The organism is Myxococcus sp. CA056 (assembly GCF_013336715.1).
Taxonomy (GTDB): Bacteria; Myxococcota; Myxococcia; order Myxococcales; family Myxococcaceae; genus Myxococcus; species Myxococcus llanfairpwllgwyngyllgogerychwyrndrobwllllantysiliogogogochensis.
The window spans coordinates 293,336-309,088 of the sequence record NZ_JABUMT010000007.1 but is presented as its reverse complement, the minus strand read 5'-3'; the positions used below and the strand labels follow the sequence as shown (position 1 = coordinate 309,088).

Here is a 15,753-nt window from a genome sequence, read left to right as displayed (position 1 = left end):
CGCTGGCCCGTCACTCCCAGCGCACGACCAGTTTTCCCACCGAGTCGTTGCGCGCCATGCGCTCCAAGCCCTGACGCAGCTCCGCCTTGGGCAGCACCGCGTCCACCACGGCGCGCAACGCGCCGGAGCGGAACAAGGGGAGCAGGTGGCGCTCCGCGCTCTGCGCCAGGGCCATCTTCTCCTCCACGGGGCGGCTGCGCAGCACCGTGCCCGTCATGGTGAGACGTTTGGTCAACAGCAGCCCCAGGCTCAGGTCCGTGTGCATCCCGGCCACCAGCCCCACCAGCATCATCCGCCCCCGAGGGGCCAGGGCCTGGAGCGACTCCGGGACGTAGTCTCCTCCCACCAGGTCCAGGCACAGGTCCGCGCCGCGGCCTCCGGTCTCCTCGCGCACGGCGTCCGCGAAGCTGGGGGGCGAGGACTCGCACAGCACCGTGCGCGCCACGCCCCACTCGGAGGCTCGCGCCAGCTTGGCCGCGTTGCGTCCCGTGCCCACCACGCGCGCACCCATCGCCTGGCACAGCAGCGCCGCCGCGGAACCCACGCCGCTGGCCACCGCGTGTACGAGCACCGTCTCGCCGGGCTTCAAGCCTCCCTGGATCACCAGCGCGTCGTACGCGGTGAGGTACGCCTCGGGCAGCGCCGCCGCGTCCGTGAAGTCCATCCCCTCTGGCATCGGCAGGGCCTCGCGCTCGTGCGTGAGCAACTGCTGCGCCCAGGCGCCGCCTCCCACCAGTCCCATCACCCGGTCGCCCACCTTGAAGCGGCGCGTGCGAGGACCCACGGCCTCCACCTCGCCCGCGTACTCGAGGCCCGGCACGTCAGGGGGCACGTCCGGCGGGGCGGGGTAGAGCCCGCGAATCTGGAGCAGGTCCGCGCGGTTCAGGGCGGTGGCCCGGACGCGCACCCGCAGCTCGCCGGGGCCGGGCGTGGGCTCGGGGCGCTCCTCCTCCGCGAGCACTTCGGGGCCACCGGGTTCGGTGATTCGCATGACCTTCATGGCGCGGACCTCCCTCTCGAACGAGCGGGCACGAAACGTCCTGGCTCGCGAGAGCGTCAAGGCTTATCTAAGGACAGGTCCATCATGAGCACTGCCCCCTGTCCCATCTGTAAGAAGCCCTCCCCTCCGCGGTCGGAGAACCCAGCCTTTCCGTTCTGTTCCCGGCGTTGCCGCGCCGTGGACCTGGGCCGGTGGTTGGGGGAGGAGTACCGCATGCCCGATCGCCAGGCCGAGCAGTCGGAGGATGAGCTGCCATCCGGCAGCCACCCCGACCGCCAGGGCGAGGATGCGTGAGCGGCTTCGTCGACCTGCACTGTCACCTGCTGCCGGCCGTGGATGATGGCGCGCGCACGCTGGAGGATGCGCTGGAGATGGCGCGCATCCTGGTCGACCTGGGCTTCTCCACCGTGGCGCCCAGCCCTCACGCGCGCCCCGAGTACGCGCCCGTCGACGTCGTGGAGGCCCGGCTCGCCGAGCTGAAGGCCGCCCTGGAGCGGGAGCGAATCCCGCTGTCGCTCGGCCGCAACGCGGAGAACATCCTGGATGACGCCTTCCTGCGCGGCCTGGGAACGCCCTCGGCGCGCATGCTGGGGGCGGGCCGTGTGACGCTGGTGGAGCTGCCCTACACCGCGCCCGTCCCGGCGCTCCTGGACATCCTCTTCCGCATCCGCACCAAGGGCGTGGTGCCGCTCATCGCCCATCCCGAGCGGTGCCTGGAGTTCGAGCGCAAGGGGCGCGCGGCCGACGCCGTTCGTTCGGGCGCCCACCTCCAACTCGACGTGGGCGCGCTCATCGGCCGCTATGGCGCGACGGCGAAGAAGCTGGCCCGGGCCTTCCTGGACGACGGCCTCTATTCCGTGGCTGCCACGGACCTCCACGGCCCCGTCGGGGCCCGGGATTGGCTCGGTCGGGCACTGGAGGAGCTCAAGGGCAGGGCAGGGGAGGAGGCATTCGGCCGCCTCCTCCGGGGCAACCCGTCTCGCCTTCTGGTGGGAGAGTCGCTGGAGTCCGGCCAGGACTGACGGTATACCCGGCCGCCGTGAAACGCGCCGTCAAGCTCACAGCCAGTCTGCTGGTCACCGTCCTCTTCCTGTGGTGGGCCTTTCGGGACACCGATTGGGGCACCCAACTCGCCAGCCTGAAGTCGGCCAACTACGTCTGGTTGGTGCCGTACTTCGGTTGCCTCCTCGCCATCCACGTGTTCCGCACGCTGCGATGGGGGAGCCTGCTGTCGGGCATGGAGCGCATCCCCTTCCGCAAGCTGAACGAGGCGTCCGGCATCGGCTTCATGATGCTGCTGGTGCTGCCGTTCCGCCTGGGGGAGTTCGCCCGGCCCTTCCTCATCGCCCAGCGCAGCTCCATCCGCCGCAGCGCGGCGATGACGTCCGTGGTGCTGGAGCGAATCGTCGACGGCCTCTTCGTCGCCTCGTCGATGCGCGTGCTGCTCTTCTTCGTCCCGAACGAGACGCCCGAGGTCCGCTACGTCAAGCTGGGCTCGTGGCTGATGTTCGCCGTGTTCGGCGGGGGGCTGCTCTTCCTCCTCGTCGGGCTGTGGCAGCAGGAGCGCACCGTGCGTCTGGTGCGCGCGACGGTGGGCCGCCTCGCTCCGGGCCTGGCCGACAAGGTGGCGGACATCGTCGACACCTTCGTGGGCGCCATGCGGCAGCTGCCGGACGCGAAGCAGGTGGTCTACTTCTTCCTCTTCACGTTGGGCTACTGGGGCCTGAACGGCTTCGGGATGATGCTGCTGGCGAACGCCTTCGACTGTTCGGGCGTGGCGGCCGGCACCGCGTGTCAGCCCTTGGAGCTGTCGCTCTTCCAGGCCTACGTGGTGCTGTGCGTGCTGGTGGTGGGAGTGATGATTCCGGCGGCGCCCGGCATGGTCGGGACGTTCCAGGCGGCCTGCAAGGTGGGCCTGAGCCTCTTCCTTCCCGCCTCCGTGGTGAATGCCAGCGGGCTGGCCTACGCGAACGTGATGTGGTTCGCGCAGACGGCGCAGACGGTGGGCTTCGGCATCCTCCTCATGTCGCTGGGCCACCTGTCCTTCAAGGACATCGCGGGCAAGCTGGAGAAGGAAGGCGAAGCCGCGGCTCCCACGACGTGAGCCCCGCGAGGTCCTCGCGGGAGCGCTCCCTGGACTTGTTCAGGGCGCCGACGGGTCGATGTTCCGCTTGATGGTGCCGAAGGGCGTGTCGACCTGGTGCTCGCTGCGGCCCTCGTCGGCGTAGCCGTCCGGCGCGCACCAGGCCTTGGCGGTGTCCCGGATGGAGACGACGGGGGTGTCCACCGCGACGCGCTCCTTCGACGTCGCCTTGGAGACGAGCTTGTCGTCGCGCATCAGCACGCAGCGGTCCTCGCCGTAGTACCAGGCGGTGGACTTGTCGGGGAACTCCTGGGCCCGGGTGGGGCCTTCGCCCATGGCATCTACGACTTCCCGCGCCGTCATGCCGGGGTAGAGCTTCTGGAAGCCACCGGTGGTGGAACAGCCGGAGGCGGCGACGGCGAGGGTGGCGGTCAGGATGAGAGAGCGCATGGGGTGCGGGGCTCCTGCGAAAGGATGCCGCCAGCCTAGCCCGCGCGTGTCGCCAGCCTCCAGACAGGGGCCGGGTGTGTCGGTCCTACAACTCCTGGTCCAACCAGCGAATGATGGCGTCGCGGATGGAGGTGGGGCGCTCGGAGGCCGGACGAGCGCGCGGGCCACGCGCCGTCTCCGCGTCATGGAGCCGCGCGGGCGACAGGTGCTCGCGCGTGCGGGGCGGCATTCCGTGCTGCATGAAGGCCCGACGCGTCACGACTGGCCTTCTTCCTTCGCGGGGCCTCGGCCGTACTTGCCGAGCAGGTCCTCCACCGCCTCGCGGAGGTACTCGCTCTGGTGGATGCGGGTCCGCCGCGCCAGCTCGCGCAGCTTCTGGACCTGCTCCTCCGGCACCAGGACGTGGGTGGAGACGATGTCGGCCTCGGGCCCACGTGCGTCCACGGAGACCTCGGCTGCGGCCGGGGACACGGGAAGCTCGGGGCTCAGGGGGCTGGCGTTTCCATCTTGCATCGGGGGTTCCTCCTGGCGTGGCTGCTACAGGCCGCTACCGACCTGTCCTGGCATTAGGAGGGCGCTCCGGGGACTCGTCAACAAAACGGCCCGGACCACGCGGGGTGGAATTGACACCTTTGTTATCCGTTTTCTCAAATTAGTGTGGTAATTCGCGGACTTCTCACCTGGAGCGAACTGATGAACATTCGTCGTGTGTGCGTCGCCGCTGCCGCTGTCTTTTCGTTCTCCGCTGGCGCCGAGGGAGTTCGGGAGTCCGTGTCGCTGGTGCAGGCGGACGAGTCCGCCGCGTCGCTGGCGAAGGTATGTCCCGCGGTGCCGCTGTCGTTGACGGCCATCAACGCGTCGTCGCTGGAGCCGGCGCGGGTGGCTTGGAATGCCGGCTCCAACAGCGGTGCCTGGCATTACCTGGACACCATCAATGCCTACATCACCCCGCAGTGCCCCGCGACTCCGGTGACCATCCAGGCGGTGCTGGCCAAGGTGGCGGACCTGAACCAGGGCCTGCCGTTCCCCGAGGACGGCATCTTCACCAACCGCGCGGGCCTGTCCCAGAGCATCTTCCTGAGCTCGAACTATTACGGCAATGGTCTCGCGGTGCTGGCGGCCATTGATGCCTACGCGGGCGGTGGGGAAATCCAGGCATGGATTGCCACCCAGGAAGTGCCCTGCCACAACTGCCACGAGTTCTACCAGTACGCCGTGCTGTACTACCCGGCCAGTCGCAAGGTCGTCGTGCTGCAGGGCTACACGGGTTACGACTCCTGAGCTGAAGGTCGTGAGGCGTCGGCCCTGGGTTCGGGCCGGCGCTGCTTTCCGAGGGTGTATCAATCCGACAGCGACTCGGTGCTCGCGCGGGTGTGACGGGATTGGCATGTCTCGTGGCCGGATGGTCGCGTTCTTGTTTATTCCCTGCGTCAACCGCCTGGAGCGGACTGATGAGGCTTTGCAACCTGTTGCTGTTGGTTGCGTGTCTGGTTGTATGGGGCCTGTCGGGCCTGCCGCTGTTCATCTCCGTGGAGACCTTCACGGGGACGGCCACGAGCTACACGGTGTGTATCCGCGCTTCTTCGACTTCCGTGGCTCGAATGCGGTACCAGGACTCCCCGACGTTCACGGAGGGTATCGCGACGAACCGGGCGGGGCTTGCGCAGAGCCTCCTGCTGTCGTCGAACGACTCCGGTGACGGGGCGGCACTGCTGGCGGCGATTGATGCCTACGCCGGGGGTGGCGAGGTCCAGGCGTGGCTCGCGACGCAGGAGGTCCCCTGCCACAACTGCCACGCGTTCAACCTACCCGGCGACGCGCACGGTCGTCGTGCGGCGGGGGTCCACGGGTTACGAGCCTGAGCCGCTCCGGCGTGGGGCTGGCCCCTTGGGGAGTCCCAGTGCCACGAAAAAAGAAAAGCCCCGGAATCACTCAGAAAGTGACTCCGGGGCAGTGGCCAGGGTCGGACTTGAACCGACTACCTGCGGATTATGAGACCGCCGCTCTAACCAGGTGAGCTACCTGGCCGTGAAGTGAGGGCCCGTATATCGGGAGCGTCGCGTCACCGCAAGAACTTCGAAGCGACCAGGCGACCAGGATGTTGCCTCCGTCGGGCTTCAGAGCGCGGGGCGGGTACAGGGCCCTTCCGGAAGTGGACCTCTGTGCCGGACCGGGAGTCCTTTCCTCCCTGGTGGCATGAGGAACAGAGGACCTTGCCGCGCCTGGGGCCTGAGCAGCCCGGCCGTACTCGTGGTGTTGGGTCCTTGCCTTCCCGGAGATAAAGCTGGGGACCCGCGCGGCGGGGGCCGCGGAGCGGTCAATCCGCGCTGCTACTCCATGGATTTCGGAAGCAATGGCGCGGAGGGGCGCATGACGCGGCACCGGGGCATGGTGTTGCTGCTGGTGTTTCTGGGAACAGGCTCGGCGACCCCGCGCGTCGTGCGCCTGGAAACGGGCGAGGGGCCCGCCCTCGTTTACACGCCACCTACGAAGTTGGCATGTGCCTACGGAGGCTGGTGCCAACGCAAGAAGAAGCCTCAGGCTCAAGCCTTGGCAGCAGGTGGTCTGTTTCGATGAGGCTCCCAACCAGTTGATTGGAGAAGCGCGCACGCCCCCGCCGGCCATGCCTGGCAAGCCCGCCGTTACGACGCTGAACACGGTGGAGATTGAAATCAGCGTGCTCACCCGCCAAGGCCTGGACAGGCGAATTGGCACCAAGGCCACCTTGAAACGGGAGGTAGCCCGCGTCCGCTGCTGCCTGAACCCTTCAAAATCTCTGTGCCGAGGTACTCGCCGAGGGTGGCTGACTCAGCAGGTCAGCGGATGATGGTGCCAAGTCAGCTCAAGCAGGCCGATTTGCTCATCAATGCTGCCGCGGCACACGGCGGAGCAGGGACAAAATGGCGGGCGGACCTGCCCGACTTGCGGAGTTGGGATTGAGGTGCCACCCCGCTTTGGGAAGCCCCGAGACTGCTACAACAGCCACCCAGAAGCGCCCTGGAATATTCGGTTCAAGCACCTGAGAGGTTCTGGAGCAACCTGGCGGGAACGAGCACCTGCAAGGTCAAGACGTTGCCAGAAATGAGAGGAGGGGCTGATGGAAGATCCCCATCAACCCCCCTCTGGTAATCGGAAACGAGGGACGCCCAGATGCGACAGCTGGCGTCAAACGACTGACTACTAGCGCGCCTTCGGGCCGCCGCGGACGTGGAGCTTGATCTTCATGTCGTGCCTCCTTTCAAGTTGAACGCTACGTGTACTCGAAACTGGATGTCAAATCGAACCAAGGAACAATAGTTCCTTCAGATGTGTGGCGCATTGCGGCGATGCGGGCGAAGCCCCGCGTCGCATCGATGTGCACGTATTCAGCCAATGGGAGCCTGAATCAAAAGCAGTGGCCGAGGTGTTGACAGGGCGCGACCATCAAGGCGACTTTGGTTCGCGGACCACGGCATATCCCTTCGAGCGGACCCTTCGTTCCCTGAACTACGAGTCGGACACTCGCCTCGTGTTTGTCGCTCTGATGGTGGTGTGCGCCGGCGGGCTCATGACCTGGTCGCTGTTCGCCAAGGTCCCGCTCGTCGAGGTCAGCTCACAGGCCCGGATCGAGCCACACAACGCCGTCCATCGCATCGAGCCGCCCAGCGCGGCAGGGTCGTGCTCTCGCTGCCCAACCTCGACCAGGAGGTCAAGGAGGGCGACCTTCTCATCGAGTTCGACGCACAGGCCGAGCGCCTCGCGCTCGAGAGGAGCAAGGCGACGCTCGCCGCGACCGAGAAGGAGCTCGCCGTCATCCGCCAGCAGAGCGCCAACGAGCGCGAAGAGGCGGCTTTGACGGCAGGGGTGGACGAGGTCGCGGTCAAGGAGGCGCTGTGGAAACGGGAGGTGGCCCGGTGGGCGCGAACGCGCAACAAGGAGGGTGCCCGCGTCCGCTGGCGTTTCACTCCAGACCGCGCCCGCACCAGGCTTGGGCGAGCGGACCCCCAGGTCCAGGCAGCAGTGGCCGCTGCTGCCTGAACCCTTCAAAATCTCCGTGCCGAGGGTGGCTGACTCAGCAGGTCGGAGGATGAGGGTGCCAAGTCAGCTCAAGCAGGCCGATTTGCTCATCAATGCTGCCGCGGCACACTGCGGAGCAGGGAGAAAATGGCGGGCGAACCTGCCCGACTTGCGGAGTTGGGATTGAGGTGCCGCCCCACTTTGGGAAGCCCCGAGACTGCTACAACAGCCACTCAGGCGCGCCCTGGTATATTCGGTTCAAGCACCTGAGAGGTTCTGGAGCAACCGGGCGGGAACGAGCACCTGCAAGGTCAAGACGTTGCCAGAAATGAGAGAAGGGGCTGATGGAAGCTCCCCATCAACCCCTCCTCTGGTATCGAAAACGAGGGACGCCCAGCTTCGACAGCAGGCGTCAAAACGACTGACTACGCGCGCGCCTTGGGGCCGCCGCGAACGTGGAGCTTGATCTTCATGTCGTGCCTCCTTTCTGGTTGAACGGTACGTGTAGTAGAAACTGAATGTCAAATCGAACCAAGGTACAATGTGTGGCGCATTGCGGCGATGCGGGCAAAGTCCCGTGTCGCATCGATGCGCCCGTATTCATCCAATGGGAGCGTGAATCACAAAGCAGTGGCCGAGGTGTTGACAGGGCGCGACCATTAAGGCGACTTTGGTTCGCGGACCATGGCATATCCCTTCGAGCGGACCCTTCGTTCCCTGAGCTATGAGTCGGACACGCGCCTCGTGTTCGTCGCTCTGATGGTGTTGTGCGCCGGCGGGCTCATCGCCTGGTCGCTGTTCGCCAAGGTCCCGCTCGTCAAGGCCAGCTCACAGGCTCGGATCGAGCCACACAACGCCGTCCATCGCATTGAGCCGCCCAGCGCGGGCAGGGTCGTGCTCTCGATGCTCAAACTCGACCAGCAGGTCAAGGAAGGCGACCCTCTCATCGAGTTCGACGCACGGGCCGAGCGCCTCGAACTCGAGAGGAGCAAGGCGACGCTCGCCGCGACCGAGAAGGAACTCGCCATCATCCGCCAGCAGATCACCAACAAGCGCGAAGAGGCGGCTTTGACGGCACGGGTGGACGAGGTCGCGGTCAAGGAAGTGCTGGGGAGGGCGCAGGAGCTCGTGCCCAGGCACCGGCTCGCGGTGGAACGCGCGGAGCTGGCCATCAAGAGCCCGACGGGCGCGGTCTCGGAGATGGAGAAGCTCGAGCGCAAGACCGATGTCGACGCGCTCAGCTTCGCGCAGACGGCGCAGGGCCTGGCGCTCACCCGACTGCAGCGCGAGCAGAACGTGCGCCGTCAAGCCCTCGCCGCGCAGTTGCTCGGACTCGAGCGCGAGGAGCTGGGCGCCGAGGGGCGGATCCGGGAGCTCCGGGGCGCCATCGACCGTCTCGAGTACCAGATTGAGCGGAAGCTGTATCGGGCGCCGGCCACGGGCCACCTGGTCGACGTGGCGGAGCTCGGCTCGGGAGCATTCATCGCCGATGGGCAGCGGGTCGGCACCATCGTCGCGAGCAATGCCGAGGTGCGGGTGCGCGCCCGTTTCCCGAAGGAGGTCGTCGGATTGATTCAGCCCGGCCAGACGGCGCGCCTCAAGCTCGACGGCTACCCGAACACCATCTACGGGACGGTCCCCGCCAGGGTGACGGCCGTCGGGACCGAGCCCGGGCAGACCGCCACGCCCGAGGCCATCCCCGGTACGGTGCGCGTCGAGCTCAAGTTCGCACCGCCGGACGATCCGCGCATCCAGCTCCGCCACGGCATGACCCTGGTGGTGGAGGTCGAGGTCGCGCGGGCGTCGCCTGTCGCGCTGCTGATGCGGGCGCTCGGCGAATGGAATCCGCAGCCTGAAGAACCGCCCGTGACCGTGTTTCAGCCCGAAGCCGAGGCCCGCTGACCATGACTGCTCCCAGGGTCCGGCGCTCGATCATTCCCGAGGTGATCCAGATCTCGGCGACGGACTGCGGTCCCGCTTCGCTCAAGAGCCTGTTCGCGGGAATGGGCGTCGAGCTCAACTATCGCGTCCTTCGCGAAGTGTGTCAGACGGACGTCGACGGCACCTCGATCGTCACCTTGGATGAAGTCGCGAACCAACTCGGGCTCGACTCCGAGGAGGTGATGCTTCCGCTCGATCACGTGGTGGTCCCTGAAGCCAAGGCGCTCCCCGCCATCATCGTCACGCTCAGCGCGGGAGGACGGCCGCACTTCGTGGTGCTGTGGAAGCGCGTCGGCCCATTCATCCAGGTCATGGACCCGGCGGCGGGCCGTCACTGGACCCGGATTTCGACGCTGCAGAGCCACCTGTACCAGCACACCACGTCCGTTCCGGCGGCCGGCTGGCGGGAATGGGCCGGGTCCGAGGAGGCGGTCGCGACGTTCGAGCGCCGCCTGCTGGACCTGGGGGCGACGCAGGCGCGGGAGCTGGTTGCCCGGGCGCTCGAGGACCCCGGGTATCTGTCGATCGCCAGGCTCGACGCCGCGTGCCGGGCGTCCGAAGCGATGATCCGCGCGGGCGCTGTCCGTCGAGGTCGGACGGCGGCGGGTCTGCTGCAATCCATGATTGCGAAGGACGCTTCCGGCGAAGTGCCCATTCCCGCTGCCTATTGGTCCGCTCGCCCCAACCCCGAGGTGGAGGGCGAGGTGTCGATGACCGGCGCGGTGCTGATGCGGGTTCGCGGTTGGCGCGAGGCTTCGAGCGCGGGCGAAGACGCGCCGAAAGCCGTGCTCGCGAGCAGCCTGGCGACGGAGCTCGTCGCCAAACAGGTGAGCCCGGCTCGAACGCTGCTCCGCCTGCGAGGCGAAGATTCGTGGGTCGTTCCGGGCCTGATTGCGGTGGGACTGGTGTTCGCCACCTTCGGGCGGATCCTGCAAGCGCTGATGCTCCGGGGCGTGCTCGACCTGGGGCGCGACCTCGGCACGTTCGCGCAACGCGCGACGGGCATGGCCGTTCTCGCGGGCGTCGCGCTCTGCTTCATGGTCATCCAGATCCCCATTTCATTGGGATTGCTCGGCATCGGCCGCCGGCTCGAGGTGCGGCTGCGGAAGGCGTATTTCGAGAAGCTCCCCGAGATGGAGGACCGCTATTTCCAGAGCCGGCTCGCCTCCGACATGGCGTCTCGCACGCACAACATCCAGGCGATGCGGTCGCTGCCGCAGCTGCTCGCGCAGGCCGTCATCCTGTCGCTCGAGGTCGCGAGCATCACCGCCGCGCTCATCTGGGCCGCACCGTATGCATGGCACATCGTGCTCGCGCTCGCGGCGGTCACGCTGATCGTGCCCCTGGTCGCGCAGAAGCTGCTTTTCGAGCCCGACCTGCGCGTGCAGATGCACTCAGGCGCGCTCAGTGGATTCACCCTGAACGCGCTCGTCGGGCTCACTCCCATTCGGATCCACGGCGCCGAGCGGTCGCTGCGCCGCGCGCAGGAGACCTTGCTCGTCAGCTGGACCAAGGCGCGCTATTGGATCCAGACGCTGTCGGTCGGGTTCGAAGGCGGGCTGATGCTGGGGAGCTACGGCCTCGTCATGCTGCTCGTCTATTCGTACCTCGCGGGCACCGAGCGGGCTTCGCTGGTGTTGTTGGTCGTCTATTGGGCGCTGCGGTTCCCCATCCTCGGCCAGCGACTGATGGTGCTGAGCCGCGCGTTCCCGAATGCGATGAACCGGGTTCGCCGGCTCCTCGACATCATCGGCGACATCAAGGAGACGCCGGCCCGGCCCGAGGCACCAGTGCAGGAACCTGTCGCGCCTGCGGACGCCGCGAGCGGCGTTTCGATCGTGATGGAGAAGGTCCGCGTGAAAGGCGGCGGTCACACCATCCTCGACAAGGTTTCCTTGAACATCGCCCCCGGCGAGCACGTGGCCGTGGTCGGTGTCTCCGGAGCAGGCAAGTCGACGCTGGTCGGCCTCTTGCTCGGCTGGCTCCGGCCGGCGCGCGGCGAGATCAAGGTCGACGGGCAGGTGCTCGATCAGGCCGCTGTCGAGCGGCTGCGGCGCACCACGGCCTGGGTGGATCCGGCGATCAGTCTCTGGAACCAGAGCCTCATCGACAACCTCCGGTATGGCAACGATGGCGCGCACGGCTGGGCACTGTCTGGGGCGCTCAAGGGCGCCGAGATGCTCGACATCCTCGAGGCGCTTCCAGACGGGCTGCAGACGTCGTTGGGCGAAGGCGGAGGGCTGGTCTCGGGAGGCCAGGGTCAGCGTGTGCGCCTGGCGCGCGCGATGCTTCGCTCCGGCGTGCGCCTGGCCATCCTCGACGAGCCCTTTCGCGGTCTCGATCGCGACCGGCGCGCGCGGCTCCTCGCTGAGTCCCGGCGGCTCTGGGCGGACATCACGCTCCTCTGTGTCACCCACGACGTCGAGCACACCCAGGAGTTCGATCGCGTGCTCGTGGTCGAGAACGGTCGGATCCTCGAGAACGGGCCGCCGAAGGTGCTGCTCGCGAACAAGGAGTCGCGGTACTCCGTGCTCCTTCGCGCCGACCAGGAGAATCGCACGCTGCTCTGGGGCGGTGGGCACTGGCGCCATTGGTGGCTTTCGGGCGGCCAACTGGTGGAGAGGCCGGCGCCGAAGCCCGTGGAGACGCCGGTCGCGGAGCCCGCCGCGGGCGGCTTGGAGCTGGTGGGATGACGCGCTCGAACTCCGACCTGTTGTGGCCGGTCGAGCGACTGCCCGACGCGCTGGAGCAACTGGCGCAGAGGCAAGGCTATGGCAGGGCCGCGGGTGAGATCGCCCCGCCCGCGGCGGCCGTCGAGCCGAGCCGGGTCTGGATGTTCGCGCTCGGAGATCGACTCGGCGTGGAGCTCGAGCCAATCACGCCGCTCTACAGCGAGCTGCCCGACGTCCTCGAACGCGCCGCGCCCTGCATCCTCCAGGTCCGGCGAGACGGCGTCCCGTCCTATCTGGTGCTGCTGGGGATGCGGCGCGGGAAGCTGCGCCTGCTCGCGCGCGACGCCACGGCGGTTTCGGTCCCGACGAAGAGCGCGCTCGCGCTCCTGCGCGAAGAGCAGGAAGCCACCGTCGCCGAGGTGGACCAGCTGCTCGGCGGCGTGGAGATGTCGCCCCGTGCGCGCGAGCACGCCCGCTCCCAGATGCTGTTGCAGCGGCTCGGCCAGGCGCAGTTGCGCACCGGTTGGATCATGCGCCCCAGGCGCACCGCGAGCCGGCGGACGCTGCTTGGCGACATCCCGTCGCTCGTCGTCGGCATCCTCGTGAGCCACACGCTCCTCTCGCTGGTGCTGGCCGCCTCGTTCTGGTTGCTCGGTCGCGCCGCGCTCCAGGCCCACCTCGAGACCGGCTGGTTCCTGGGGTGGATCGCCGTGATCGCGTGCGCGATTCCGCTGCGCATGCTCGAGGTGTGGTGGCAGGGCGTGTTCTCGATCCGGCTCGGAACGCTGCTCAAGCAGCAGCTCCTCGCGGGAACCCTCAAGCTGACCCCCGACGAGGTGCGGCTCGACGGCATCGGCCGCCATTTCGGCCGCGTCGCCGAGGCCGAGGTCGTCGAGCAGCTCGCGGTCGGCGGCGCCCTGCTCGCGGTGTTGTCGCTCGTCGACCTGGTCCTGGCGGGCGTCATCCTCGTGCTCGGGGCGGGAGGGTGGCTCCAGGCGATGGTGCTCGTCCTGTGGGTCGTGGTCGCGTTCGTCCTCGCGCGCCGCCACTACGGCGTCCAGCGGGCGTGGTCGGGCGCGCGCGTCGAGATCACCCACGACCTGCTCGAGCGCATGCTCGGCCATCGAACGCGGCTGGCTCAGCTCCCCCTCGAGCGCTGGCATGATGGCGAAGACGTCCGCTTGAGCTCCTACTCCGAGATCTCGAAGGTCATGGATCGCCGGACCATGCAGCTGACCGCGCTCCTGCGCGACGGCTGGTTGGTGCTCGCCCTGCTGACCTTGCTGCCGACGTTCGCCAGCGGTACGGCCAATGCCAGCGCGCTGGCGGTGTCCGTGGGCGGCATCTTGCTCGCGCTGCGAGCCTTCGACGAGGTCTCCGTCTTCTTCCAGCAGGTCTCACAGGCGGCGGTGTCGTTCGAGCAGATACGCGACTTGTTGCTCGCGGTGGGCCGCCCGGAGCTCGAATCGAAAGTCCCTCTCGAAATGGAGGGAGGCAAGCCCACCGACGCCGCCGGCGGAAACCTCATCGAGGCGCGGGGCGTGACCTTCCGGCACGACGCGCGCACCCGGCCGGTGCTCGAGAACTGCTCGTTCCAGATAGCGCAGGGCGACCGCATCCTGCTGGAGGGCCCATCGGGCGGTGGCAAGTCGACGCTGGTGTCGCTGCTCACGGGCATGAGGACGCCGCAGGGCGGGGTGATGCTGCTGCACGCGTTGGACCGCGCGACGTTCGGCTCCTCGGGCTGGCGCAAGCGCATCACCGCCGCGCCGCAGTTCCACGAGAACCACGTCCTGTCCGGCAGCTTCGCGTACAACCTCCTGCTCGGGCGCGAGTGGCCGACCTCGCCCGAGCTGCGGACCAAGGCCGCCGCGCTGTGCAAGGAACTCGGGCTGGACGAACTGGTCGCCAAGATGCCCGCCGGCCTCGAGGAGATGATCGGCGAGACCGGCTGGCAACTCTCGCACGGCGAGAAGAGCCGGCTCTACATCGCGCGCACGCTGCTGCAGGGGGTCGAGCTGGTCATCCTCGACGAGAGCTTCGCCTCCCTCGACCCGGAGACCATGCGGGTCGCGCAGCGCTGCGTCCTCAACCACGCGAAAGCCCTTGTGGTCGTCAGTCACCCATGAGCCTTCGACTCACGCTCGCACTCCTCGCGACGACCTGCTCCGGTTGTGGGCTGATCCGTCCCGTCGTCGTCACACCGCCTCAGGCGCCAGGCAGCTACTCGACCTCCGTCGAGCCGCCTCCACCGTCCAGCGCACCAGAGGGTGGGGCTCCAAGCCCTCGGCCGCCGAAGGAGGAGGGCGCACCCTCGCGGCCCGCCGAGCACGTCGCCCAGGACGAGGTCTGGTGGTCGGCGTTCGCCGATCCGGCGCTCGACACGGCCATCCAGGAGTGCTTCGCCAACAGCCTGGTCCTGCACGACGTGCGGGATCTGATCTACGAGAACCAGCTCGACCCCAACGTGCCGCAAGGTTGGTGGTACCCGCTCCAGGTCGGCATCCTCAACCCGGCGGGGCTGAGTCATGTGGTCGCCATCGTTCCGCCCGCGCCGGCAACCCGGGCCAGGTACAGCATCGCCACCGCCGATGTCGGCGCGAGGTACCAGGTCGACCTGTTCGGAAACCTCGCCGCGCAGCGGAGCGCGGGAATGAACTTCGCCGAGCAGCAGCGGCAGCTCACCGAGGCCCGCGTCCAGGACCTCGCGCAGCGGATCGCCCAGGTCTGGTTCGACATCCTCGAGGCCCGCGCGCTCCGGGACCTCACGCTGCGGCAGATCGACTACAACAAGGAGCTGCTGCGGCTGATTCAAGCGCGGTTCGAGCAGCAACTCACGCCCCGGCTCGCGGTGCTGCAGCAGGAGCAGTTGCTGCTGAACCTCGAAGCGCAGGTGCCGCTGATCTCCGCCCGGAGCGCGCTCTTGAATTCGGAGCTGAAGGCGCTGCTGGGCCGGGTCCCCAATCCCGCGGACGACATCGTCCCCCTCGAGCGACAGCTCCCCGATCTCCCGCCTCCGCCCAGACTCGGAACGCCAGGAGACCTGAACGCGAACACGCCGGAGATGCGGCTCCAGGAGCTGCGCGTCGCCGAGGTCGAGCACCGCATCAACGCGAACCGGGCGAGCTGGCTTCCGACAATCGAACTGGTGGGCAGCGTGGGCGCCGCGAAGGTCGGCCTCTCGGAGCCGGTTCTCCACCAGTCCGTCGTCGGCGTGAACCTGACCTGGGCCTTTTTCGATGGAAGGCGATTCACCGAGCACATGCGCCTGCCGATCCAGCTCCACCGTCGCCACGTCCAATACCAGCTCGCGCTGAACACCGCGATCGGACGGGTGCAGGATGCCGTGGTCCAGGAGGAGACCGGGGCGACGAGCCTGCGCGCCCTGCGCGCGCAGGTCCAGCTCGGGCGGCGGCTCCTGGACGAGGCGAGGCGGCTCTTCGAGCAGGGGCGTTCGGACTACCTGACGGTGCTCTCCGCCCTGACGAACCTGGTCGGGCTGGAGCGCGCGAGTCTGCAAGCACAGCGGCTGCTGCTCAACCATCGCGTCGCGGTCTATCGTTCGCTCGGCGGCACCTGGTCGCGCGACGTCACACTGAATCGGGAGTGAG

At 67.9% G+C, this 15,753-nt stretch carries 14 protein-coding genes and 1 tRNA gene; 10 read left to right on the top strand and 5 right to left on the bottom strand.

Annotated elements, in window-relative coordinates; translation table 11 throughout:
• Positions 1-10: 10 nt before the first annotated feature.
• Positions 11-1,000 (bottom strand): NAD(P)H-quinone oxidoreductase, encoded by a 990-nt coding sequence (locus HUA76_RS27715; protein WP_174462530.1) that lies wholly within the window; start codon positions 998-1,000, stop codon positions 11-13.
• A gap of 84 nt (positions 1,001-1,084) precedes the next feature.
• On the opposite strand from HUA76_RS27715, the gene HUA76_RS27710 reads away from it, so the two are divergent.
• The 3 genes from HUA76_RS27710 to HUA76_RS27700 are packed head-to-tail and all read left to right on the top strand — an operon-like array spanning position 1,085 to position 3,104.
• Positions 1,085-1,294 carry a DNA gyrase inhibitor YacG gene (locus tag HUA76_RS27710; protein ID WP_174455586.1) on the top strand — a complete coding sequence of 70 codons (210 nt, stop codon included), beginning with the start codon at positions 1,085-1,087 and terminating at the stop codon, positions 1,292-1,294.
• A complete protein-coding gene (locus HUA76_RS27705) occupies positions 1,291-2,022 on the top strand; it encodes a CpsB/CapC family capsule biosynthesis tyrosine phosphatase (protein ID WP_174462529.1) in 732 nt (243 codons plus the stop codon). The genes HUA76_RS27710 and HUA76_RS27705 overlap by 4 nt, the downstream gene beginning before the upstream one ends.
• 17 nt (positions 2,023-2,039) lie before the next feature.
• Entirely contained in the window at positions 2,040-3,104 is a 1,065-nt protein-coding gene (locus HUA76_RS27700) for a lysylphosphatidylglycerol synthase transmembrane domain-containing protein (protein WP_141645596.1), read from the top strand.
• 39 nt (positions 3,105-3,143) lie between these two features.
• On the opposite strand, the gene HUA76_RS27695 is transcribed toward HUA76_RS27700, so the two are convergent.
• The 3 genes from HUA76_RS27695 to HUA76_RS27685 all read right to left on the bottom strand — a co-directional run bounded on the left by HUA76_RS27695 (position 3,144) and on the right by HUA76_RS27685 (position 4,046).
• The gene (locus HUA76_RS27695) at positions 3,144-3,533 is read right to left on the bottom strand and encodes a hypothetical protein (protein WP_141645597.1); all 390 of its coding nucleotides are present in this window, start codon (positions 3,531-3,533) and stop codon (positions 3,144-3,146) included.
• A gap of 85 nt (positions 3,534-3,618) precedes the next feature.
• On the bottom strand, positions 3,619-3,792 hold the full coding sequence (locus HUA76_RS27690; RefSeq protein WP_174455571.1) for a hypothetical protein: 174 nt from the start codon (positions 3,790-3,792) through the stop codon (positions 3,619-3,621).
• A complete protein-coding gene (locus HUA76_RS27685; protein ID WP_141645598.1) occupies positions 3,789-4,046 on the bottom strand; it encodes a ribbon-helix-helix domain-containing protein in 258 nt (85 codons plus the stop codon). Before HUA76_RS27685 ends, HUA76_RS27690 begins: the two co-directional genes overlap by 4 nt.
• Positions 4,047-4,226: 180 nt before the next feature.
• Between HUA76_RS27685 and HUA76_RS27680 the strand changes: the two genes are divergently transcribed.
• Together HUA76_RS27680 and HUA76_RS45630 are read left to right on the top strand one after the other, a co-directional pair.
• Positions 4,227-4,814 (top strand): hypothetical protein, encoded by a 588-nt coding sequence (locus HUA76_RS27680; RefSeq protein ID WP_174455584.1) that lies wholly within the window; start codon positions 4,227-4,229, stop codon positions 4,812-4,814.
• A gap of 170 nt (positions 4,815-4,984) precedes the next feature.
• Positions 4,985-5,395 (top strand): hypothetical protein, encoded by a 411-nt coding sequence (locus tag HUA76_RS45630; RefSeq protein ID WP_254614513.1) that lies wholly within the window; start codon positions 4,985-4,987, stop codon positions 5,393-5,395.
• Positions 5,396-5,487: 92 nt separating this feature from the next.
• Here HUA76_RS45630 and HUA76_RS27670 read toward each other — a convergent pair.
• Positions 5,488-5,561, bottom strand: a tRNA-Ile gene (locus HUA76_RS27670).
• A 1,629-nt stretch (positions 5,562-7,190) separates the two neighbouring features.
• On the opposite strand from HUA76_RS27670, the gene HUA76_RS45625 reads away from it, so the two are divergent.
• The 5 genes from HUA76_RS45625 (at position 7,191) to HUA76_RS27645 (ending at position 15,752) form a co-directional block, all read left to right on the top strand.
• Positions 7,191-7,550, top strand: coding sequence for a hypothetical protein (locus HUA76_RS45625; RefSeq protein ID WP_254614512.1), 360 nt, complete (start codon positions 7,191-7,193; stop codon positions 7,548-7,550).
• A gap of 663 nt (positions 7,551-8,213) precedes the next feature.
• Positions 8,214-9,431, top strand: coding sequence for an HlyD family secretion protein (locus tag HUA76_RS27660; protein WP_141645601.1), 1,218 nt, complete (start codon positions 8,214-8,216; stop codon positions 9,429-9,431).
• Between the two features lie 2 nt (positions 9,432-9,433).
• On the top strand, positions 9,434-12,163 hold the full coding sequence (locus tag HUA76_RS27655; RefSeq protein ID WP_174455580.1) for an ATP-binding cassette domain-containing protein: 2,730 nt from the start codon (positions 9,434-9,436) through the stop codon (positions 12,161-12,163).
• Positions 12,160-14,271, top strand: coding sequence for an ABC transporter ATP-binding protein (locus tag HUA76_RS27650; RefSeq protein ID WP_174462528.1), 2,112 nt, complete (start codon positions 12,160-12,162; stop codon positions 14,269-14,271). The genes HUA76_RS27655 and HUA76_RS27650 overlap by 4 nt, the downstream gene beginning before the upstream one ends.
• Positions 14,268-15,752 carry a TolC family protein gene (locus tag HUA76_RS27645; RefSeq protein ID WP_174462527.1) on the top strand — a complete coding sequence of 495 codons (1,485 nt, stop codon included), beginning with the start codon at positions 14,268-14,270 and terminating at the stop codon, positions 15,750-15,752. The genes HUA76_RS27650 and HUA76_RS27645 overlap by 4 nt, the downstream gene beginning before the upstream one ends.
• Position 15,753 lies beyond the last annotated feature (1 nt).

What these genes read in the sequence shown, in the direction of transcription:
- HUA76_RS27715 (WP_174462530.1), bottom strand. Translation starts at nt 1,000, where the DNA reads ATGAAGGTCATGCGAATCACCGAACCCGGTGGCCCCGAAGTGCTCGCG.
- HUA76_RS27710 (WP_174455586.1), top strand. Translation starts at nt 1,085, where the DNA reads ATGAGCACTGCCCCCTGTCCCATCTGTAAGAAGCCCTCCCCTCCGCGG.
- HUA76_RS27695 (WP_141645597.1), bottom strand. Translation starts at nt 3,533, where the DNA reads ATGCGCTCTCTCATCCTGACCGCCACCCTCGCCGTCGCCGCCTCCGGC.
- HUA76_RS27685 (WP_141645598.1), bottom strand. Translation starts at nt 4,046, where the DNA reads ATGCAAGATGGAAACGCCAGCCCCCTGAGCCCCGAGCTTCCCGTGTCC.
- HUA76_RS27680 (WP_174455584.1), top strand. Translation starts at nt 4,227, where the DNA reads ATGAACATTCGTCGTGTGTGCGTCGCCGCTGCCGCTGTCTTTTCGTTC.
- HUA76_RS45630 (WP_254614513.1), top strand. Translation starts at nt 4,985, where the DNA reads ATGAGGCTTTGCAACCTGTTGCTGTTGGTTGCGTGTCTGGTTGTATGG.
- HUA76_RS27660 (WP_141645601.1), top strand. Translation starts at nt 8,214, where the DNA reads ATGGCATATCCCTTCGAGCGGACCCTTCGTTCCCTGAGCTATGAGTCG.
- HUA76_RS27655 (WP_174455580.1), top strand. Translation starts at nt 9,434, where the DNA reads ATGACTGCTCCCAGGGTCCGGCGCTCGATCATTCCCGAGGTGATCCAG.
- HUA76_RS27650 (WP_174462528.1), top strand. Translation starts at nt 12,160, where the DNA reads ATGACGCGCTCGAACTCCGACCTGTTGTGGCCGGTCGAGCGACTGCCC.
- HUA76_RS27645 (WP_174462527.1), top strand. Translation starts at nt 14,268, where the DNA reads ATGAGCCTTCGACTCACGCTCGCACTCCTCGCGACGACCTGCTCCGGT.